The sequence below is a fragment of the Ruegeria atlantica genome (assembly GCF_001458195.1).
In the GTDB taxonomy this organism is placed as follows: domain Bacteria; phylum Pseudomonadota; class Alphaproteobacteria; order Rhodobacterales; family Rhodobacteraceae; genus Ruegeria; species Ruegeria atlantica.
Genome location: NZ_CYPU01000023.1, coordinates 57,434 through 75,529 on the forward strand (window position 1 = coordinate 57,434; position 18,096 = coordinate 75,529).

The following is an 18,096-nucleotide window of genomic DNA, read 5'->3' on the forward strand; positions in this document are numbered from 1 at the left end:
TATCCGCGCAGCTTTCGCCCCAGAAGGACCGGAAATGAGCGACGCAAGCATCAATGCCAGCACAGTAAGCGCCCAATCCCACGCGGATGAGGCCAGCTTTGGCGATTTCTTTGCCTTGCTGAAGCCGCGCGTGATGTCGCTGGTCGTGTTCACCGCTTTGGTCGGCCTTCTTGCGGCACCGGTCCCTGTTCATCCATTCGTTGGCTTTTGCGCCATCCTGTTCATCGCCATTGGCGGCGGCGCATCCGGCGCTTTGAACATGTGGTGGGACGCCGATATCGACCGCGTGATGAAGCGGACCAAAGGCCGCCCGATCCCGTCTGGCAAGGTCCAGGAGGGTGAGGCGATGGCAATCGGGCTGGCCCTGTCCGGGCTGTCCGTTATTATGCTGGGTCTGGCAACCAATTGGTTTGCCGGCGCTTTCCTGGCCTTCACGATCTTTTTCTACGTTGTCGTCTATACGATGTGGTTGAAACGCTCGACGCCGCAAAACATCGTGATCGGCGGCGCGGCAGGGGCATTCCCGCCGGTCATCGGCTGGGTTGCCGCAACGGGGTCTATGTCCATCGAGCCGTGGTTGATGTTTGCCCTGACCTTCATGTGGACCCCACCGCATTTCTGGGCGCTGGCGCTGTTCATGCGATCGGATTACGACGATGCGGGTGTTCCGATGCTGACCGTCACACATGGTCGCCGCGCCACGCGCTGGCACATTCTGGTCTATACCGGGCTGCTGGCCATGCTGGCTGTTGGAACCGCATTCTCGGGTATTGGCGGTCCGATCTACCTGGCCGTCGCTGTGGTGTTGAACGCGCTGTTCCTGCGCGGCGCGTGGCAGATTTCGCGCCGGAACGAGGATGACTCCGAGGCCGACAATTTCAAGGTCGAACGCGCGTTCTTCAAGCTGTCGTTGCTGTATCTGTTCCTGCATTTCGGTGCTATCTTGGTCGAAGCACTGCTGAAACCCTATGGGTTAGGAGGTTGGTCATGAGCCTGCGCAAGAGCCACGAACTTCACCAACGCCGGTTCAGCCGTAACCTTGGGGTCGGCCTGACGCTGGCCGCCTTTATCGTGATCATATTTGGTCTGACGGTCGTAAAGGTTTCAGGAACAGATTTCAGCTTGGCGACGCAAGAGGTACAGAACTGATGGCGCTGACAGGTCCTCAGAAAACTGTTGCGCAGACAGTTGGCGTGGTTGTCCTAATGGGCAGCCTGGCGTGGGCATCAGTCCCGTTTTACGATTGGTTCTGCCGCGTCACCGGTTTTGGTGGCACCACCGGTGTTGCTGCGACTGCGCCCGAGGATATTCTGGATCGCAAGGTCACCGTCCGCTTTGACGCCTCGAAGGCAAAAGGCATGGAATGGGAATTCAAGCCGGTCGCTCGCGAGATGGAAGTGCGTATTGGTGAAACCGGGCTGGCCTTTTATGAAGCCTACAACCCGACCGACCGCCCCATTGCCGGGCAGGCGTCCTACAACGTGACACCGTATTCGGCCGGCGGGTACTTTCAGAAAATCGCCTGTTTCTGCTTTGAAGAGCAGGTGCTGCAACCCGGTGAGCGTGTTGAGATGCCGGTCACCTTTTTCATCGACCCTGAAATGGTCGAAGATCTTGAAGCTAAGTATGTTCATACGATTACACTGTCGTATACATTCTACGAAATTGACCTGCCCGAGGGCTTTGCCGCCCTTGAGACGCAGGCTGATATAACAACGAACTAACGCCTGTAGGTGAGGGACGCTGATGGCACACGCAAAAAACCATGATTATCACATTCTGGCCCCGTCGATCTGGCCTCTGATCGGCGCGATCGGCGGCTTTGTGATGCTGTTCGGAGCCGTCCTGTGGATGCACGGGGTTACCTCGTGGATGTTCTGGGCCGGTCTGGTGGCCGTTCTTTACACCATGTTCGCATGGTGGTCCGAGGTTGTGGTCGAAAGCCGCCAGGGAGATCACACACCGGTTGTCCGCATCGGCCTGCGCTATGGCTTCATCCTGTTCGTAATGTCCGAGGTGATGTTCTTCTTTGCCTGGTTCTGGTCGTTCTTCAAACATCGCATGTACCCGATGTACGACTATGCCGGTACCGAATACATCCAACCTGACATTCATGCTGTTGACCCGTTCCACCTGCCGCTGATCAACACACTGGTCCTGCTGCTGTCGGGCTGTGCAATCACCTGGGCGCACCACGCGCTGGTGCACGGCAATGATCGCAAGGCGCTGGTGCAGGGGTTGGCTATCGGTATCGCTCTGGGCGTCGCATTCACAGGTCTGCAGGCATTTGAATACTATGAGCTGCTGGCGCATGAAGGCTGGAAATTCGGCGGTGATCAGTTCTATTCGAACTTCTTCATGGCAACCGGCTTTCATGGGTTCCACGTTCTTATCGGTACCATCTTCTTGTCAGTGTGCTTAATCAGGGCGCTCAAGGGTGACTTCACGCCTGAGAAACACGTCGGGTTTGAGGCGGCTGCCTGGTACTGGCACTTCGTTGACGTTGTCTGGCTGTTCCTGTTCTTCGCAGTATACATCTGGGGCCAGGCGCCGTTGATGTAGCGCCAGACGGGCGAACAAACTGCAAAAGCCGCCCTTTCGGGGCGGCTTTTTCTCTATTCTGGGCGCAAGATTGCGCCCCATACAATTGCAAGGTTGCCTTTCTGCGGCTGCAGCCCTTAACAAGACGCCGGCTCTTGCAGAGCCTTCGAACAACACAACCTGGTCCTGACATGCGCCGCATTCTCTTTCTGATGATCTTTGGCATTGCCGGTCTGGCGATCCTTGTGTCGCTGGGTGTCTGGCAAATGCAGCGGTTGGCGTGGAAACAAGGCGTTTTAGCCGAAATCGAAAATCGGATTTCAGCCGACCCGGTTGATTTGCCTGACACCGTGTCGCCTGATGCTGATAAGTATCTGCCGGTCACGATTGCGGGCGAGATCGAGCCGGGCGAGATCCACGTCCTTGTCTCGGTCAAACAGGTTGGGGCGGGCTATCGCATCATCCAATCTTTCAGCACAAATGACCGGACAATTCTTGTGGACCGGGGCTTTGTTCCTGTGACCGCGAAGCACGATCAAAGGCTGAATGGACCGATGGAGATCACTGGAAATCTGCACTGGCCGGACGAAATTGACGGCTACACGCCTGAGCCGGATATTGACGACAATATATGGTTTGCCCGCGATGTACCGAACCTGGCCGCCGCACTTGGGGCTGAGCCTGTTCTGCTAATCGCGCGGTCGCAAACCGACCCCAACATCACACCCTTGCCTGTTTCGGTGACGGGTATCCCGAATGATCACTTGCAATATGCAATAACATGGTTTGGCCTGGCTTTGGTTTGGGCCGCGATGACCGGATATTTTCTGTGGCGCAGCCGCGCCCCTTCTGAGAGTGACGCGACATGAAATACATCTCGACCCGCGGGCAGGCGCCCGAACTGACGTTTGAAGAGGCGATGCTGACCGGATTGGCTCGTGACGGTGGTCTGTACCTGCCTGCCGAGATCCCGGTGATGACGCAGGATGAGATCGCAGCACTGGCCGGACTGTCCTTTGAGGAAATCGCGTTCCGGGTGATGTGGCCCTATGTCAGCGGATCTTTCGGTGAGAGTGAGTTCAAGGAGATCATCGGCCGCGCCTACGAAGGCTTCGGCCATGACGCCCGCGCGCCATTGAAGCAGTTGAACGAAAACCACTTCCTGTTGGAGCTGTTCCACGGGCCGACCTTGGCCTTCAAAGACTTCGCCATGCAACTGATCGGTCAACTATTTCAGGTGGCGCTGAAGCGCCGTGGCGACCGTGTGACCATCGTTGGCGCGACCAGCGGTGACACCGGATCGGCTGCGATTGAAGCGTTCCGGGGGCTCGACGCCGTGGACGTGTTCATCCTGTTCCCGCATGGCCGAGTTTCGGAAGTGCAGCGTCGGCAGATGACGACACCTTCGGACAGCAACGTGCATGCGTTGGCCGTGGACGGCGATTTTGACGATTGTCAGGCCGCGCTGAAGGACATGTTCAACGATTTCGACTTCCGCGACGGCGTGAAGCTGGCAGGCGTGAATTCGATTAACTTTGCCCGTGTTCTGGCGCAGATCGTCTACTTCTTCTCCGCTGCTGTCAGCCTCGGCGCGCCACATCGCAAAGTCAGCTTTACGGTGCCGACCGGCAATTTCGGTGACATCTTCGCGGGCTACCTTGCAAAGCGTATGGGCCTGCCAATTGACCGTCTGGTTGTCGCCACCAACCAAAACGACATCCTGCATCGTTGCCTGTCGGGCGAGGGGTACTTCAAGGGCGACACCATCCCCTCGATCAGCCCGTCGATGGACATTCAGGTCAGTTCGAACTTTGAGCGTGCGCTCTACTATGCGTATGGCGAGGATGGCGGCGCCGTCGCGCAGTTGATGGATGAATTGAAGAACGGCGGCTTCAATGTCAGCCAGGGCGCAATGGAAGCGCTGCGCGAAAGCTTTGACTCGGGCCGTGTATCCGAGGATGAGACGCTGGCGACAATCAAGTCCACTCTGACCCATAGTGCGGAACTGGTTTGCCCGCATACCGCCGTGGGCATCAAGGTTGCAGAAGAGCATCGCTCGACCGACGTTCCGATGATCACACTGGCCACCGCACATCCCGCAAAATTCCCGGCAGCGGTCGAGAAGGCGAGCGATGTACATCCGCCCCTTCCATCCCGCATGTCTGATCTGTATGAACGTCCGGAACGGGTGACCCGTATTGCAAACGATTTGGGTGCCCTCGAGGATCATATCAAAAGGCATATTGCTGAGTGACTGTCAGACAAGACCAACTGAAGAACGGATTTCGTATCGTCAGTGAACATATGCCGGGGTTGCAATCGGCGGCCATCGGCATCTGGGTGACCGCCGGTGGGCGGCACGAGCGGATTGAACAAAACGGTATCGCGCATTTCCTTGAGCATATGGCTTTCAAGGGAACCAAGCGCCGTTCGGCTTTGCAAATCGCCGAGGCGATCGAGGACGTGGGCGGGTATATCAACGCCTACACGTCGCGCGAGGTGACGGCTTATTACGCGCGTGTTCTCAAAGACAATGTGGCGCTGGCGATGGATGTCATCGGTGACATTGTTCTGAACCCGATCTTCGACCCGCGTGAGATCGAAGTTGAACGCGGTGTGATCCTACAGGAAATCGGTCAGGCCTATGACACGCCCGACGATGTGATCTTTGATTGGTTGCAAGAGCAGAGCTATCACGATCAACCGCTGGGTCGAACCATTCTGGGTCCGACCGAACGAGTCAGTGCGTTTTCGCGCGAAGATTTGTCCGGGTTTGTGGCTGAACACTATGGTCCCGAACAGATGATCCTGTCTGCTGCTGGTGCCGTTGATCATGATGCGTTGATGAAAACCGCTGAAGCGTTGTTTGGCCATCTTAAACCCCGCAAAGGGCTGATCCCAGAAACCGCCCGTTTCACCGGCGGCGAAGCCCGGCAGGAGAAAGAGCTGGAACAGGCCCATTTCGCGCTGGCGCTGGAAAGCCCCGGCTATCGCGACGATGCGATCTATACCGCACAGATTTATTCGACGGCGCTGGGCGGCGGCATGTCCTCTCGCCTGTTCCAGGAAGTGCGCGAAACACGCGGGTTGTGCTACACGATCTTTGCGCAGACCGGAGCTTATGCCGATACCGGCACGACGACGATTTACGCCGGAACGTCAGCAGATCAGGTCGCAGAGCTGGCCAGCATAACGATTGATGAGATGAAGCGCGCTGCCGAAGACATGAGCGCCGAAGAGGTCGCTCGCGCCCGCGCGCAGATGAAAGCCGGTATGCTGATGGGGCTGGAAAGCCCGTCGAACCGGGCGGAACGTCTGGCGCGTTTGGTGCAGATCTGGGACCGGGTTCCCTCGCTTGAGGATGCCGTGGCCAAGATCGACGCCGTCAGCACCGAAGATGTGCGTGCCTTCGCCGAACAGATGGCAGTGCAGGCCCCAGCCGCGCTGGCGCTTTACGGTCCTGTCTCGGGCGCACCCACGCTGGCGCAATTGCAGGAGAGGCGTGCGGCGTGATGCTGTTGGGCAGACGCAAGCTGAAACTTGAAACCGAGCGCCTGAGCTTGCGCCCGCCCGCGCATTCCGACTTTAACGACTGGGCGGCGCTACGGCGCGCGTCACAGGAATACCTAACGCCGTGGGAGCCGATCTGGGCCAAGGATCACCTAAGCCGCAAGTCCTTTACCAACAGGGTTTATTGGGCGCAGCGCTCCGTGGCCGGTGGGACGGCGATCCCAATGTTTTTGTTCCGTCGCACGGATGATGTGCTTTTGGGGGCCATCACGCTGGACAATGTCCGTCGCGGCCCGGCGCATGCAGGAACCTTGGGATATTGGACGGGCCAGTCTTTTGCCCGTCAGGGTTACATGCGCGAGGCCATTGGTGCGATCGTTCATCACGCCTTTACCCGACTGGACCTGAGTAGGATTGAGGCTGCCTGCCTGCCCGAGAACAAACCATCACGTGGGTTGCTGGAAAGTTCGGGGTTCAAATACGAGGGCGTGGCGCAGTCGTATCTGCAGATCAACGGGCGGTGGCGGACGCATGTGCTGTATGCCAGCTTGCGCTCGGACCGGCGCGGAAAGACCGACGCGGGGTAGGCGCCGTTGCGGTGTCCTTGGGGGCTCTGCCCCCGTCGCGGCATGCCGCGTCTTCCCCGGGGTATTTTTAGCCAGATGAACAAGGGGCATGACTTAGCGAGCGCTTGCGCTACAGTCCGGGCATGCGGTGGATTGTTGTAGGGCTGATGATGATTGCGGGCGGGGCTGTGGCGCAGGAGCGGCGGCCGAGCCATTGTATTGCCATCGCGGATGCCGCACCGGGGATTGAGTATATTCACAAAGCCGCCTGGCAGGATCCGGTGCCGGAGTTTTCGGTTCGGATCAGCTATATCGCTCATGCGTCGTTTATGATTCAGACGCAGGGCGGGTTGAACGCGGTGACGGACTTCACCGGCTTTATCGGCAGTGCCGATCTTATCCCGGACGTGGTGACGATGAACCATGCCCACGGCACCCATTGGACCGCCCATCCGGATCCTGCCATCCCGAATGTGTTGCCGGGGTGGGGCGAGTTCGGGCAGGGGATCGAACACTATCTTGATCTGGGAGAGATGCTGATACGCAATGTCTCGACCGATATTCGATCCTCTTATGGCGGTGTGGAAGAGCGCGGGAATTCGATCTTTGTGTTCGAAGTTGAAGGGCTGTGCATAGGCCATCTGGGTCATCTGCATCATGTGCCGTCGGATGAACAATTTGCCGCCTTGGGGCGTTTGGATGTTGTGATGGCTGCGGTGGATGGTGGAACGACAATGCCGTTGCCGGAAATGATCACGGTTTTGAAGCGGCTGAAAAGCTCGGTCATTATTCCGATGCACTGGTTTTCCAGCTTTTCGCTGGACCGGTTTCTGGTCGATATCCGCGAAGATTTTCCGGTTGAGCGCAAGGGCGTGTCCGAGATCACAGTGTCCTTGCGCACGTTGCCCGATCGCCCGACTGTTGTTGTGCTTGAGCCTCAATACCTCATTGAACTGGAATAGGGCTTGTGGGATCGCGGTTGCTTGGGCAAGGAAAGGGTATGAAACTAAACCCTGCCGATGACAATTTTGCCCAATCAATCCGCACTGTGCTGGGCGATGATATTCTGCACCCTGTCGAGGAACGATACCTGGAAGAGCCGCGCCGCAGGTTCGCAGGCCATGTCGGCGTTTTGGCGCTGCCGAAGTCGGTAGAACAGGTTTCGACGCTCGTTCGGCTCGCTTCAGATGCTTCGGTTCCCGTCGTGCCTTACGGCGGCGGCACCGGATTGGTCGGCGGGCAGGTGATGACCGACGGCCCGGCTCCGTTGCTTGTTTCGCTGGAGCGGATGTCAGCCATCCGGGCGGTTTATCCGACCGAGAACATTCTAATCGCCGAGGCCGGTGCCATTCTGACCGATGTTCAAGCTGCTGCAGAAGAAGCTGATCGATTGTTCCCGTTAGCATTGGCGGCGCAAGGATCTTGCCGGATCGGTGGAAATCTTGCGACGAATGCGGGTGGGGTCAATGTATTGCGCTATGGGAATGCGCGCGATCTGTGTCTTGGGTTGGAAGCAGTTCTTCCGAATGGTGAAATCTGGCACGGCCTCAGCCGTTTGCGCAAGGACAACACTGGGTATGATCTGCGCAACCTGCTGATCGGGGCGGAAGGTACACTGGGGATCATCACAGCTGCGTCGTTGAAGCTGTACCCGCGTCCGGCCGAGACCGGCACCGCGATGTTCCAGGTGGCCTCTCCGGATGCTGCCATTGAATTGCTGGCGCTGGCACGCGATCAGGTGGGCGAGGGGGTCAGCACCTTTGAGCTGATCCACAAGCAAGGTCTGCAATTCTTGTCCGAGGTTTTGCCCGATATCCGCCAGCCCTTTGACGTCCAGCCTGAATGGATGGTGCTTATTGAATTGGGCCTTTCTGGCGGTGCGTCACCGTCAAATGCGCTGATGGCGCTGTTCGAGGCTGCAGAAGTGCGCGGGTTTGTAGCTGATGCGGTCGTAGCTCAAAGCGAAGCGCAACGAATGGAACTTTGGGCGGTGCGTGAGCTCATTCCCGAAGCCAACCGGTTGATCGGTTCGGTCTCGAGCCATGATATCTCGGTCCCGATCTCGCAAATCCCCGAGTTCATACTGCGAGGGTCCGAAATCGTGCGCGGGTTTGGGGATTTCCGGATTAACTGTTTTGGGCATCTTGGTGACGGCAACCTTCACTACAACGTATTCCCGCCGCAGGGGCATAGCCGTTCAGAGTATGACGCACAGCGGCATACGGTAAAGCGCGTGGTGCATAATTTGGTGCACGAGTTCGGCGGATCGATTAGCGCTGAACACGGCATAGGGCGTTTGAAAACGGATGATCTTAGCCGCTATGGCGATCCGGTAAAGCTGTCGGCGATGCGCGCGATCAAGACCGCAATCGATCCAAAAGGGATCATGAATCCGGGTGCCGTTCTAAAGGCGTAGGCGCGGCCCATTCAATACAGGCCGCGCGTTGAGTTCACGATGCGGGCAGAATAACTTTGTCAATCACGTGGATGACACCGTTCGATGTTTCGATGTCTGCCTGAACAACGTTCGCATCGTTGACCATTACGCCGTTATCAAGGTCAATTTTGACTTCTCCGCCTTGTACGGTCGCGGCTGTCATGTCATCGGACAGATCGCCTGACATCACTTTCCCGGGCACCACATGGTAGGTCAGGATGGCAACCAGTTGATCCTTGTTCTCGGGCTTCAGAAGGGTTTCAACCGTGCCTTCGGGCAGAGCGGCAAAGGCGTCATCAGTGGGGGCAAAGACGGTAAATGGGCCTTCACCTTTCAGTGTATCGACAAGCTCTGCGGCCTGAACGGCGGCGACGAGAGTTTCAAAGCTGCCTGCACCGACTGCGGTGTCGACAATATCCTTGGAGTGACCATCAGCATATGCGGCCGTTCCTACTAGAAAGCTTGCGACACCGGCAATTGCGAGTTTGCGAAACATGGTATGATATCCCTTGTTGGAATGCCCTTGGTGGCATCATTCGAGATACGGGGCGGCATCAAAGGGAGATCACTGAATATGTCGAAAAGTTCGGGTTGATCCAATGAAAAACCGCGCTAAGCCAGCGCGGTTTCAGGTTTCCACTCACGATCTTGTGAACACGCAGCCTGTCAAAGGCCTTCGAATTCGCACAGGACGTGGACGTCCATGCCCATATCTTCCAAAGCCTTGCGCCCACCCAATTCGGGCAAGTCGATAATGAACGAGCATGCGACGATCTCGCCGCCCAGTCGTTCGATCAGTTTGATTCCGGCAGCTGCGGTGCCACCTGTTGCCAGCAGATCATCGACCACGAGGATTTTTTCGCCCGGTTGAATGGCGTCATCATGAATCTCTACAATCGCCTCGCCGTATTCCAGCTTGTAGTCTTGGCTGATGGTAGTACCCGGCAGCTTGCCTTTTTTGCGGATCGGCACAAAGCCGACACTCAACTGGTGCGCGATGGCGCCGCCAAGGATGAAGCCGCGCGCCTCGAGGCCTACAACCATGTCGATCCTTTCACCGGCGTAAGGGTGCAGCATCTGATCTATCGCCATGCGGAAGCCGCGCGGATCCTCGAATAAGGTCGTAACGTCCCGGAACATGATCCCTTCATGTGGGAAATCCACGATAGTGCGAATGTAATCCTTGACCGACTTGTTCCTGGACATGGCCATCCCCTCTGGCGTCAAAACACGCTGGGGTGTTTGGCTCATCGGTGCCAGTCATGCAAGGAAAGATTGCTGTCGAGCTTCTTGTGATGCTTCAGCGTTGCCTTCGGCAGCCTGCAGCAGCGGCACAGCAGGGCAAGCCATCACGGCGGAAGTGGATTGCGCCCTTTGTGGTGCTCTTTCCGAAGAAACGTCATGGCGGCATGAAGGTACATTGCCATAACCTTCTTTTATTGCTAGTTGCTTGAGAATTACAAACTCTATGCAATGTATATTCAAGGGCTAGCCGATGGACCAAAAATCTTGTTGAGAACAGGGCGCGTGGAAGCAAAAGACGGCAGGGTTTCGACCAAGAAAAACAGCCAGTTGGTCTTGCGTCTGGATAAGGATGAGCGGGACGCGTTCGTTCAGCTATGCAAAGAGCTGGACACGTCAGCTGCACGAGAAATTCGTCGGTTCATTCGCGCTTTCATGAAAGAACACTCCGAGGACTGAGCCATCAGGCCGGGCAGCGCAGGACAGCCGTGGCCACACCCATCCCGATCAACGTCACCCCTCCGAACCGTGTCATAGCAGTGATGACGCCCGAACGACCTATCATCTGTCGCAAGCGGTCTGCCAAAAAGGCATATGCCAACGCATTCAACCATGCCAGACCCACGAAAGTTGCGATCAGGATGAAGAATTGCGGCCCAAGTGGGTCAGCCGGGCGCAGAAACTGGGGGACGAAGGCGATAAAGAATGCAATGGATTTTGGGTTCAGTGCGGTGACCGCGGCGGCATGGCCAAATACGCTGTGGGCGGTGACATCGCGTCCGGTCTCCACAGTCTCCAGACCACCCGATGGCGCGCTGCGCAACAATTTGATCCCCAGCCAGACCAAATAGGCCGCCCCGACCCATTTAAGGGCCGTGAACATCGTAGCTGATGCTAGAACCAATGCGCCCAGTCCCAATAGCGAGGCCGTCATGGCCACCAGATCGCCAACAGCCACGCCCGTGGCCGAGGCCACGGCCACGCTGCGCCCTTTGGACAAAGCATAGCTGAGCACCAGCAAGACGGTCGGGCCCGGGATTAGCAGGAGGGCGGTGGAAGCAGCGACAAAAGCGAGCCAAAGATCAAGGGACATTGGAAATCCTGTGAATGCGTTTTTCGCAGCAAGCCCGGACCGGCGCGCAAGGTCAAGCCCGGCGCGTCTGTGTGGTCAAACGCATCAAAGCTTCTAGCGGGCCGCTTTTGAACTTTCGAGACCACAAAATCGCAAAGCCCGAGGATGCCGCGCAAAACGCAAACGCGCAGCCCACGATTTGAGGGGCGTTCAGTGATCCGTTCAGCAAACCCGCCTCTTCTAATATGCCCATGCCGATCAGGATGTGCGCCATATAGAGCGTCAGGCTATGCCGACCGGGCGCAGTCAGGGCGGGGCCGATGCGCAGCTTTTCGATCTTTGGCCACAGCTTCAGCAGCAGTCCGATCACAACACAAGCCGACCCTGTACCGGCAATGATGTAGAACGGCCCCGGCGGGATGGATGCAGTCCCCAAATAGGCGGCCAGATCAGGGTCCGTGACCAGCATTTGCGGGAAATGGGCAAAAACAGCAGCTCCGAACCCCCACATGATCAGCCTGTGTCGAATGCAAATCGTGTGCAACTCTGACCGCCCGATGGCCATGCCGATCAACAGGAAAGCTGCCCAAGGCAGGACAGGGTGCCAGCCGTTGAAGAAAAGGTTGCGCAAGAAGCCGGGCAGGGTCCAAAGGTCGGTGTATGTCAACGTGTCCCAATCCCAGCCAAGGTCATAGTTGAATATCATAACCGCCAGAACCGCCAATGCCATCACACTGACAGAACCCAGCCACAAGCCGCCAGTTGGGGCCGCCAGGAAAGCTGCGCCGACGACAAAGTACATCGCATAAAAATGCAGGATGTCGGCGTCAAATACGGTCATGTTAATCAGACCGAGTACGAACAGAAACGCCGCCCTCCGCAGCAGTATCGAGGCCGAAATTGAAGACAATCCAATTCCGATTCCGGCCAGAATCACAAACAACGCGGCCGCACGGCCTTCGAGCGCATCGATCAAGATCGAAGCCCAGTCATTACCAGGTGCGACCTGAGCTGCGATGCGGAAATTCACCAAAACCATTCCGCAGAATGCCAGAAACCGGGCCGCGTCCAATGCCTCAAGTCGCTTCATGCCATTTCTCTGTTTTGTCAGTGTTCTGGTGGTGTGTCCGAACCACAGATCGGTGCAATGCATGCGCAGTTTCAAGATGTTGCGCCAAAAAGAACCTTGGTCTTGCAACGCGGCAACAAGTTTTAAGATTGAATTAAGTGTGCACCGTTCCGCTTGAAACAAGTTCGTGCGCCACCAACGTTGGACCGGACGCAATGCTTCGGAGAGACTGATGATTCAAGCAGATCAAACCAGCGCACCTGAAACCAACCACTCGCGGCTTGCTCGTGTAAAGGGCGTGCTGATCCTTTTGGTGCCGGTCTTTGCAGTAATCTACGCGGGCATCGTGGGGTACATGTATGTGAACCAGCAATCGCTGTTGTTCAAACCCGAGGGCGAATTGCCCGCGCCCAATTCCGTGGGGTTGGCCGATGTTGATCCTGTCTCCCTAACGATGTCCGATGGTGTCACGTTGACTGCGTGGTCCGCCCCGCCTGCGACCGATGGCGCGCCGACGGTTTTGTTCTTTCACGGCCAAACCGGTAATCTGGGAGATCGGGCCGACCGGATGAGAGAGATCCTCAACAGTGGATTTGGCCTGTTGGCCCCCAGCTATCGCGGCTACCCGGGCAGCGAGGGTGAACCGTCCGAGATGGCGCTGATTTCCGACGGAATCCAGATGTATGACCAGCTGGACCGCCAAGGCGCGGACGTTGTGTTGCACGGCCAAAGTCTTGGAACAGCCGTTGCGACCGCGGTGGCTGAACAACGCCCAAATGCACGGCTGCTGGTGCTTGAGGCACCCTTTACTGCCACAGTGGACGTTGCGGCGGAAAGATATCCCTGGCTTCCTGTACATGCCCTGATGCGGGATCAGTTCGCGACCCGTGATTTGATCGGGAACGTCACCGTTCCGACTTTGATCTTCCACGGGACCGAGGATGAAACGGTTCCATTGCATCACGGCGAAGCTTTGGCCGCGATGGCCGGGGAGACGGCGCAGATCTATGTCATCCCGGACGGCACACACAACGACCTCTGGTCGCACGGATTGTGGGATCAGGTTCAACAGTCTTTGCCAGCCAACTAAAGTTGCCGGTCAGAGAATCCGACCAGCAACAGCATCCAATTTTGCCAACACGGTGGGATCACGTTTCTCCGGTGCGGTCAGGATGGCATATTCCAGTGCCCGGTCGCAGCCATGAGGGCAGGGCGCGCGATCAGCGCCCAGCAGATCGGGCAGACCTTTGACAAGCGCACGGCCTTTCTCGGCATTGCCGGTTAGTGTGGCGATGATGGCGCTGACGTCCACCTCGCCGTGGTCCGGATGCCAGCTGTCGTAATCGGTGACCATCGAGATCGAGGCATAGCAAAGCTCGGCCTCGCGGGCTAGTTTGGCCTCGGGCATGTTGGTCATGCCGATTACGTCGCAGCCCCAGTGTTCGCGGTACATCTTGGATTCCGCCAGTGTCGAGAATTGCGGCCCCTCCATCGCAAGATAGGTGCCGCCGCGATGGGTGGTTATTCCTGCCGCGCGACCGGCAGTCTCACACGCGGCCGACAGGCGCGGGCAGGTGGGGTGCGCAACACTGACATGGGCGACGCAGCCGGTGCCAAAAAAGCTCTTCTCGCGCGCAAACGTCCGGTCGATGAACTGATCGACGATCACGAAATCGCCCGGCGCCATGTGCTCGCGAAACGATCCGCAGGCCGAAACCGAGATCACATCCGTCACGCCCAGTCGCTTCAGCGCGTCGATATTTGAGCGGTAAGGCACTTCAGTAGGGGAATGCACGTGGCCGCGCCCGTGACGAGGCAGAAAGGCCATCTCAACGCCATTCAGTGATCCCGTCAGGATCTGATCCGAAGGATCGCCCCATGGGGTTTCGACCGTGACCCATTCCGCATTTTCCAAACCGTCGATGTCGTAAATGCCTGATCCGCCGATGATGGCGATTTTGGTTTGGGTCATGGCTGCTCTCCACAAGAAAAAAACTGTCTGGGAATTTCTGCGTGGCCGTTGCGGGTTTGGCAAGTGGGTTCAAGGGTTTGTGTAACTTGCTTGCCAGCTATGCGGTTTGCGCATATCAGGGTCCCGGTGGGTGCAGTATCTAATGTCAGATATGACAGGTAAAAGGCATCTTTCGCGCGAACAAACAACCCCACAGGACGTCTCATGCCCCGAGCCATGCTGGCAAGCTTTGCCAATCGTATAGCCAAACCTGATCTCCGCTGGATGCCGGATGAGGGGCTGACCGTCTCGCGCCTGCGGATTGAGCTGTTGTCTGGTCTGACCGTTGCGCTGGCGCTGGTCCCTGAGGCGGTGGCGTTTGCCTTTGTCGCAGGTGTGCACCCGTTGGTCGGACTGTATGCCGCGTTTATGGTGGGCTTGATTACGGCGCTGATCGGTGGTCGGCCGGGCATGATCTCCGGCGCAACCGGCGCTCTGGCTGTTGTGATGGTGGCGTTGGTGGCTGAACACGGGGTGGAATACCTGTTCGCAACCGTGGTTCTGATGGGTATTTTGCAGGTCATTGCAGGCGCGATGCATTGGGGCCGGTTCATACGACTGGTGCCGCATCCGGTGATGCTGGGGTTTGTGAATGGTCTGGCCATCGTGATTTTTCTGGCCCAGATGGGTCAGTTCAAGGTTCCGGGCACCATGGAAAACACCGGCCACGGCCTAAGCGGTGGCGAATGGCTGTCGGGCCTGCAGCTTTACACGATGTTGGGTCTGGTTGCCCTGACGATGGCCGTTATCTGGGTCATGCCGCGTATCACGCGTATCGTGCCCGCACCATTGGCCGGGATTTTTGTTGTGGCTGCGCTGGTGATTGGTTTTGGACTTGATGTGCCGCGTGTTGGTGATCTGGCCTCAATTGAGGGCGGCCTGCCGGCGTTTCACATCCCGATGGTGCCGCTGAACTGGGAAACCTTTGAGATCATCCTGCCTTACGCTGTCATTCTGGCCGCCATCGGCTTGATTGAATCCCTGCTGACCCTGAACCTCGTTGGTGAAATCACCGGCAAGCGCGGAGGGGCCTCGCAAGAATGCATTGCGCAGGGTGTGTCCAATGTAGCTACTGGATTCTTCGGCGGCATGGGCGGTTGTGCGATGATCGGTCAGTCGATGATCAATGTAAAATCCGGCGGTCGTACCCGCATCGCCGGGATTGCTGCGGCCCTGTTCTTGTTGGTGTTCATCTTGTTCGCGGCACCGCTGATTGAGCAGATTCCGCTGGCCGCGCTGGTTGGTGTGATGTTCATGGTGGTGATTGGGACCTTTGCCTGGAATTCGTTCAAGATCATGCGCAAGGTGCCCCTGATGGATGCGTTCGTCATTGTTCTGGTGACTGTTGTGACCGTGATGGAAGACCTTGCGGTTGCCGTGGTTGTCGGTGTGATTGTCTCGGCGCTGGCCTATGCCTGGAACAATGCTAAACGCATTCACGCAGTCACGCGGGACTCGGCCACGGAAGAGGGCGCAAAAGTCTATGAGATTCAGGGGCCTTTGTTCTTTGGTTCGTCCGACGGATTCATTGAACTGTTTGATATTCAGAACGACCCTGACACTGTAATCGTGGACTTTGCCGAAAGCCGCGTCGTGGATCAATCCGCGCTGCAAGCCATCGAGAACATCGCTGGAAAATACGAGGCTGCGGGCAAACGCGTCATGCTGCGCCACCTCAGCCGGGATTGCCACAAACTGCTGAACAAGGCCGGCCACCTTATGGTCGATAGCGACGATGACCCGGACTACGAACTGGCCGTCGATTACTCGGTCCGCACGGGTGTGCTGGGCGGGCATTGATTGCAAAAGGCGGCCACTTCGGCCGCCTTTTACTTTGGAGCAATCCGTTCCAATTCTTCAATATTACCGGACATAAGCGCCTCTTCGGCTTCGGCGATCTTCTCGGCGGGCCAATCCCACCAGTTCAATGCTAAAAGCCGGTCGATGGTGTCCTTTTCGAACCGGAACCGCCGCACTTCGGCAGGGTTTCCGGTGATGATCGCATAGGGCGGTACGTTTCCGCGAACAACAGACCCGGCACCAATAATTGCCCCCGAACCGATCTGCGCACCGGGCAGGATCATTGCGCCATAGCCAATCCAGACATCGTGGCCGATGAGAGTGTCGCGCGTGTCCGGCTGAAACCCGGTCATTCCGTCCGGGTCAAACACTGGAAACGGAAAGCACGTCAATCCATCCATTGAATGATTGGCCGATGATGTGAGGAAACGTACGCCATGGGCGATCTGACAGAACTTCCCCAGCACCAGCTTTTCTTGCGAAAACGGAAACAGGTAGGGGGCAAGTCGTTGCGCCCAATCGTCTGACGGCTCAAAATCCGATGCGTAGCTGTATTCTCCGGCCTGAAACCTGGGATGGTCAATCGCTTCAGACAGGAAAACCGTGCCCTTGTGATCAGAGCCATCAGGGAACGTGATCGGGTATCTGCGCAAGGGGTCAGGAAGCGGCATTAGTCATCCGGTCTTGAAAGGCTGAACAGCTCGGTGACCACTGAATAGTCCCGGTACCCAAGCCTTGCCAGTGGTTGGAATGTCGTGACGTCGAACATGCCGTCTTTCAGGCAATCGTCGCGCAGATGTACGCCGGTTACTTCTCCGAACACCACCCGATTGGCCTCGCCTGGAAGGGACACGATCTGGGTTAGCTTGCATTCCAGCGCTGCCGGAGCCCCATCGATCCGGGCGCAGGGGATGGTTTCGCATTCTACCGGCGAAAGCCCGGCATGACCGAATTCGTCCACGTCCTTGGGAAGACCAGCTGAGCTTGCGTTCATCGCATCCCGATGTGCATGGGCCACAACGTTGACGCAGAACGCCCCGGTGGCCTCGATATTGGCGAGGCTGTCTTTTGTGCCGTCCTGATCGTGTTTGGTTCCGGTTGAGGCGAACATGACCTGCGGCGGCGTATATGCAACCCCGTTGAAAAACGAATAGGGCGCCAGATTGTTGACGCCATCCTTGTCACGTGTCGAGATCCAGCCAATCGGCCGCGGCGTGATAATGGCGTTGAATGGGTTGTGCGGCAGGCCGTGGCCGTCTTCGGGGCGATAGAACATAAGATCTCCAAGCGTTTGCCCAAGGCGTACCGAAGTGCTAGGGCGATTGCCAGCTAGGAAAAGAGGGCAGGGTGCAGCAGTTCGTGATCAGGCCGGAAGAGCCGGATGATTGGTGGGAGGTCGAGGCACTTTACGACCTGTGCTTTGCGCCGGGGCGTGAGGCGCTGTCCTCGTATCGTCTGCGCGATGATGTTCCACCCGTGTCGGGCCTTTCGCTTGTTGCGCGCGACGGGCAGGGCATTCTGGCCGGGGCGATCCGTTTCTGGCCCGTGCATGTGGGCGATCACGACGCTTTGTTGCTGGGCCCCGTGGCGGTGCACCCGACCCATCAAGGCGAAGGTTTGGGGGGATTCCTGATCCATCAGGGGCTTGAGGCCGGTCGCGAAATAGGCTGGCAAAGGGCGATGCTGGTGGGCGATGCGCCTTATTATGCGCGTTTCGGGTTCACACGACTTTCCGGTGTGGAAATGCCCCCGCCAACAAACCCAGACCGGGTCTTAGGCGCGGAATTGAGCCCCGGTGAATGGTTGAATGTGCGTGGCGAGGTGACCCGCTGGACGCGCTGAGCTATT

At 57.6% G+C, this 18,096-nt stretch carries 22 protein-coding genes; 15 read left to right on the plus strand and 7 right to left on the minus strand.

Annotated features, from left to right (window positions below; genetic code table 11):
• Nucleotides 1-34: 34 nt before the first annotated feature.
• The 10 genes from cyoE (at nt 35) to RUA4292_RS07010 (ending at nt 9,033) form a co-directional block, all read left to right on the plus strand.
• Nucleotides 35-991, plus strand: a complete 957-nt coding sequence (gene cyoE / locus RUA4292_RS06970) for a heme o synthase (RefSeq protein ID WP_058276942.1) — start codon at nt 35-37, stop codon at nt 989-991.
• Nucleotides 988-1,149: a cytochrome c oxidase system small membrane protein gene (locus RUA4292_RS24925; RefSeq protein WP_170561014.1), complete on the plus strand. Its 162-nt coding sequence runs from the start codon at nt 988-990 to the stop codon at nt 1,147-1,149. The genes cyoE and RUA4292_RS24925 overlap by 4 nt, the downstream gene beginning before the upstream one ends.
• On the plus strand, nt 1,149-1,724 hold the full coding sequence (locus RUA4292_RS06975) for a cytochrome c oxidase assembly protein (RefSeq protein WP_058276943.1): 576 nt from the start codon (nt 1,149-1,151) through the stop codon (nt 1,722-1,724). The genes RUA4292_RS24925 and RUA4292_RS06975 overlap by 1 nt, the downstream gene beginning before the upstream one ends.
• A gap of 22 nt (nt 1,725-1,746) precedes the next feature.
• Nucleotides 1,747-2,562 carry a cytochrome c oxidase subunit 3 gene (locus RUA4292_RS06980; protein ID WP_058272267.1) on the plus strand — a complete coding sequence of 272 codons (816 nt, stop codon included), beginning with the start codon at nt 1,747-1,749 and terminating at the stop codon, nt 2,560-2,562.
• Between the two features lie 170 nt (nt 2,563-2,732).
• Nucleotides 2,733-3,410 carry an SURF1 family protein gene (locus RUA4292_RS06985; protein ID WP_058276944.1) on the plus strand — a complete coding sequence of 226 codons (678 nt, stop codon included), beginning with the start codon at nt 2,733-2,735 and terminating at the stop codon, nt 3,408-3,410.
• Entirely contained in the window at nt 3,407-4,795 is a 1,389-nt protein-coding gene (gene thrC, locus RUA4292_RS06990) for a threonine synthase (protein ID WP_058276945.1), read from the plus strand. The genes RUA4292_RS06985 and thrC overlap by 4 nt, the downstream gene beginning before the upstream one ends.
• Nucleotides 4,792-6,054 carry a M16 family metallopeptidase gene (locus RUA4292_RS06995; protein WP_058276946.1) on the plus strand — a complete coding sequence of 421 codons (1,263 nt, stop codon included), beginning with the start codon at nt 4,792-4,794 and terminating at the stop codon, nt 6,052-6,054. Before thrC ends, RUA4292_RS06995 begins: the two co-directional genes overlap by 4 nt.
• Nucleotides 6,054-6,638 (plus strand): GNAT family N-acetyltransferase, encoded by a 585-nt coding sequence (locus RUA4292_RS07000; RefSeq protein WP_058276947.1) that lies wholly within the window; start codon nt 6,054-6,056, stop codon nt 6,636-6,638. Before RUA4292_RS06995 ends, RUA4292_RS07000 begins: the two co-directional genes overlap by 1 nt.
• A gap of 122 nt (nt 6,639-6,760) precedes the next feature.
• Entirely contained in the window at nt 6,761-7,579 is an 819-nt protein-coding gene (locus RUA4292_RS07005) for an MBL fold metallo-hydrolase (protein WP_058276948.1), read from the plus strand.
• 38 nt (nt 7,580-7,617) lie between these two features.
• A complete protein-coding gene (locus RUA4292_RS07010) occupies nt 7,618-9,033 on the plus strand; it encodes an FAD-binding oxidoreductase (protein ID WP_058276949.1) in 1,416 nt (471 codons plus the stop codon).
• Between the two features lie 34 nt (nt 9,034-9,067).
• Here RUA4292_RS07010 and RUA4292_RS07015 read toward each other — a convergent pair whose 3' ends face one another.
• Complete coding sequence (locus RUA4292_RS07015; RefSeq protein WP_058272260.1) at nt 9,068-9,550, minus strand: fasciclin domain-containing protein; 483 nt, start codon at nt 9,548-9,550, stop codon at nt 9,068-9,070.
• Nucleotides 9,551-9,720: 170 nt separating this feature from the next.
• Nucleotides 9,721-10,260, minus strand: coding sequence for an adenine phosphoribosyltransferase (locus RUA4292_RS07020; RefSeq protein ID WP_058277111.1), 540 nt, complete (start codon nt 10,258-10,260; stop codon nt 9,721-9,723).
• Between the two features lie 56 nt (nt 10,261-10,316).
• On the opposite strand from RUA4292_RS07020, the gene RUA4292_RS24420 reads away from it, so the two are divergent.
• Nucleotides 10,317-10,508 carry a hypothetical protein gene (locus tag RUA4292_RS24420; protein ID WP_145974892.1) on the plus strand — a complete coding sequence of 64 codons (192 nt, stop codon included), beginning with the start codon at nt 10,317-10,319 and terminating at the stop codon, nt 10,506-10,508.
• Between the two features lie 73 nt (nt 10,509-10,581).
• Nucleotides 10,582-10,755 (plus strand): hypothetical protein, encoded by a 174-nt coding sequence (locus tag RUA4292_RS24930; RefSeq protein ID WP_199519995.1) that lies wholly within the window; start codon nt 10,582-10,584, stop codon nt 10,753-10,755.
• A 4-nt stretch (nt 10,756-10,759) separates the two neighbouring features.
• On the opposite strand, the gene RUA4292_RS07030 is transcribed toward RUA4292_RS24930, so the two are convergent.
• Nucleotides 10,760-11,389 carry a LysE family translocator gene (locus tag RUA4292_RS07030; RefSeq protein ID WP_058276951.1) on the minus strand — a complete coding sequence of 210 codons (630 nt, stop codon included), beginning with the start codon at nt 11,387-11,389 and terminating at the stop codon, nt 10,760-10,762.
• Between the two features lie 52 nt (nt 11,390-11,441).
• Nucleotides 11,442-12,458 (minus strand): DUF418 domain-containing protein, encoded by a 1,017-nt coding sequence (locus RUA4292_RS07035; protein WP_058277112.1) that lies wholly within the window; start codon nt 12,456-12,458, stop codon nt 11,442-11,444.
• Between the two features lie 211 nt (nt 12,459-12,669).
• On the opposite strand from RUA4292_RS07035, the gene RUA4292_RS07040 reads away from it, so the two are divergent.
• Nucleotides 12,670-13,527 (plus strand): alpha/beta hydrolase, encoded by an 858-nt coding sequence (locus RUA4292_RS07040; RefSeq protein ID WP_058276952.1) that lies wholly within the window; start codon nt 12,670-12,672, stop codon nt 13,525-13,527.
• Between the two features lie 9 nt (nt 13,528-13,536).
• Here the strand turns inward: RUA4292_RS07040 and RUA4292_RS07045 are convergent, their stop codons facing one another.
• The gene (locus RUA4292_RS07045; RefSeq protein ID WP_058276953.1) at nt 13,537-14,409 is read right to left on the minus strand and encodes an S-methyl-5'-thioadenosine phosphorylase; all 873 of its coding nucleotides are present in this window, start codon (nt 14,407-14,409) and stop codon (nt 13,537-13,539) included.
• Nucleotides 14,410-14,613: 204 nt separating this feature from the next.
• Here RUA4292_RS07045 and RUA4292_RS07050 point away from each other — a divergent pair, with 204 nt between their 5' ends.
• Nucleotides 14,614-16,248: a SulP family inorganic anion transporter gene (locus RUA4292_RS07050; protein ID WP_058276954.1), complete on the plus strand. Its 1,635-nt coding sequence runs from the start codon at nt 14,614-14,616 to the stop codon at nt 16,246-16,248.
• Nucleotides 16,249-16,277: 29 nt separating this feature from the next.
• Here RUA4292_RS07050 and RUA4292_RS07055 read toward each other — a convergent pair whose 3' ends face one another.
• Both RUA4292_RS07055 and RUA4292_RS07060 read right to left on the minus strand, forming a co-directional pair.
• On the minus strand, nt 16,278-16,919 hold the full coding sequence (locus RUA4292_RS07055) for a CatB-related O-acetyltransferase (protein ID WP_058276955.1): 642 nt from the start codon (nt 16,917-16,919) through the stop codon (nt 16,278-16,280).
• On the minus strand, nt 16,919-17,524 hold the full coding sequence (locus RUA4292_RS07060; protein WP_058276956.1) for a flavin reductase family protein: 606 nt from the start codon (nt 17,522-17,524) through the stop codon (nt 16,919-16,921). Before RUA4292_RS07060 ends, RUA4292_RS07055 begins: the two co-directional genes overlap by 1 nt.
• A gap of 71 nt (nt 17,525-17,595) precedes the next feature.
• Here RUA4292_RS07060 and RUA4292_RS07065 point away from each other — a divergent pair, with 71 nt between their 5' ends.
• A complete protein-coding gene (locus tag RUA4292_RS07065) occupies nt 17,596-18,090 on the plus strand; it encodes a GNAT family N-acetyltransferase (RefSeq protein WP_058276957.1) in 495 nt (164 codons plus the stop codon).
• The last annotated feature ends 6 nt before the right edge of the window (nt 18,091-18,096 follow it).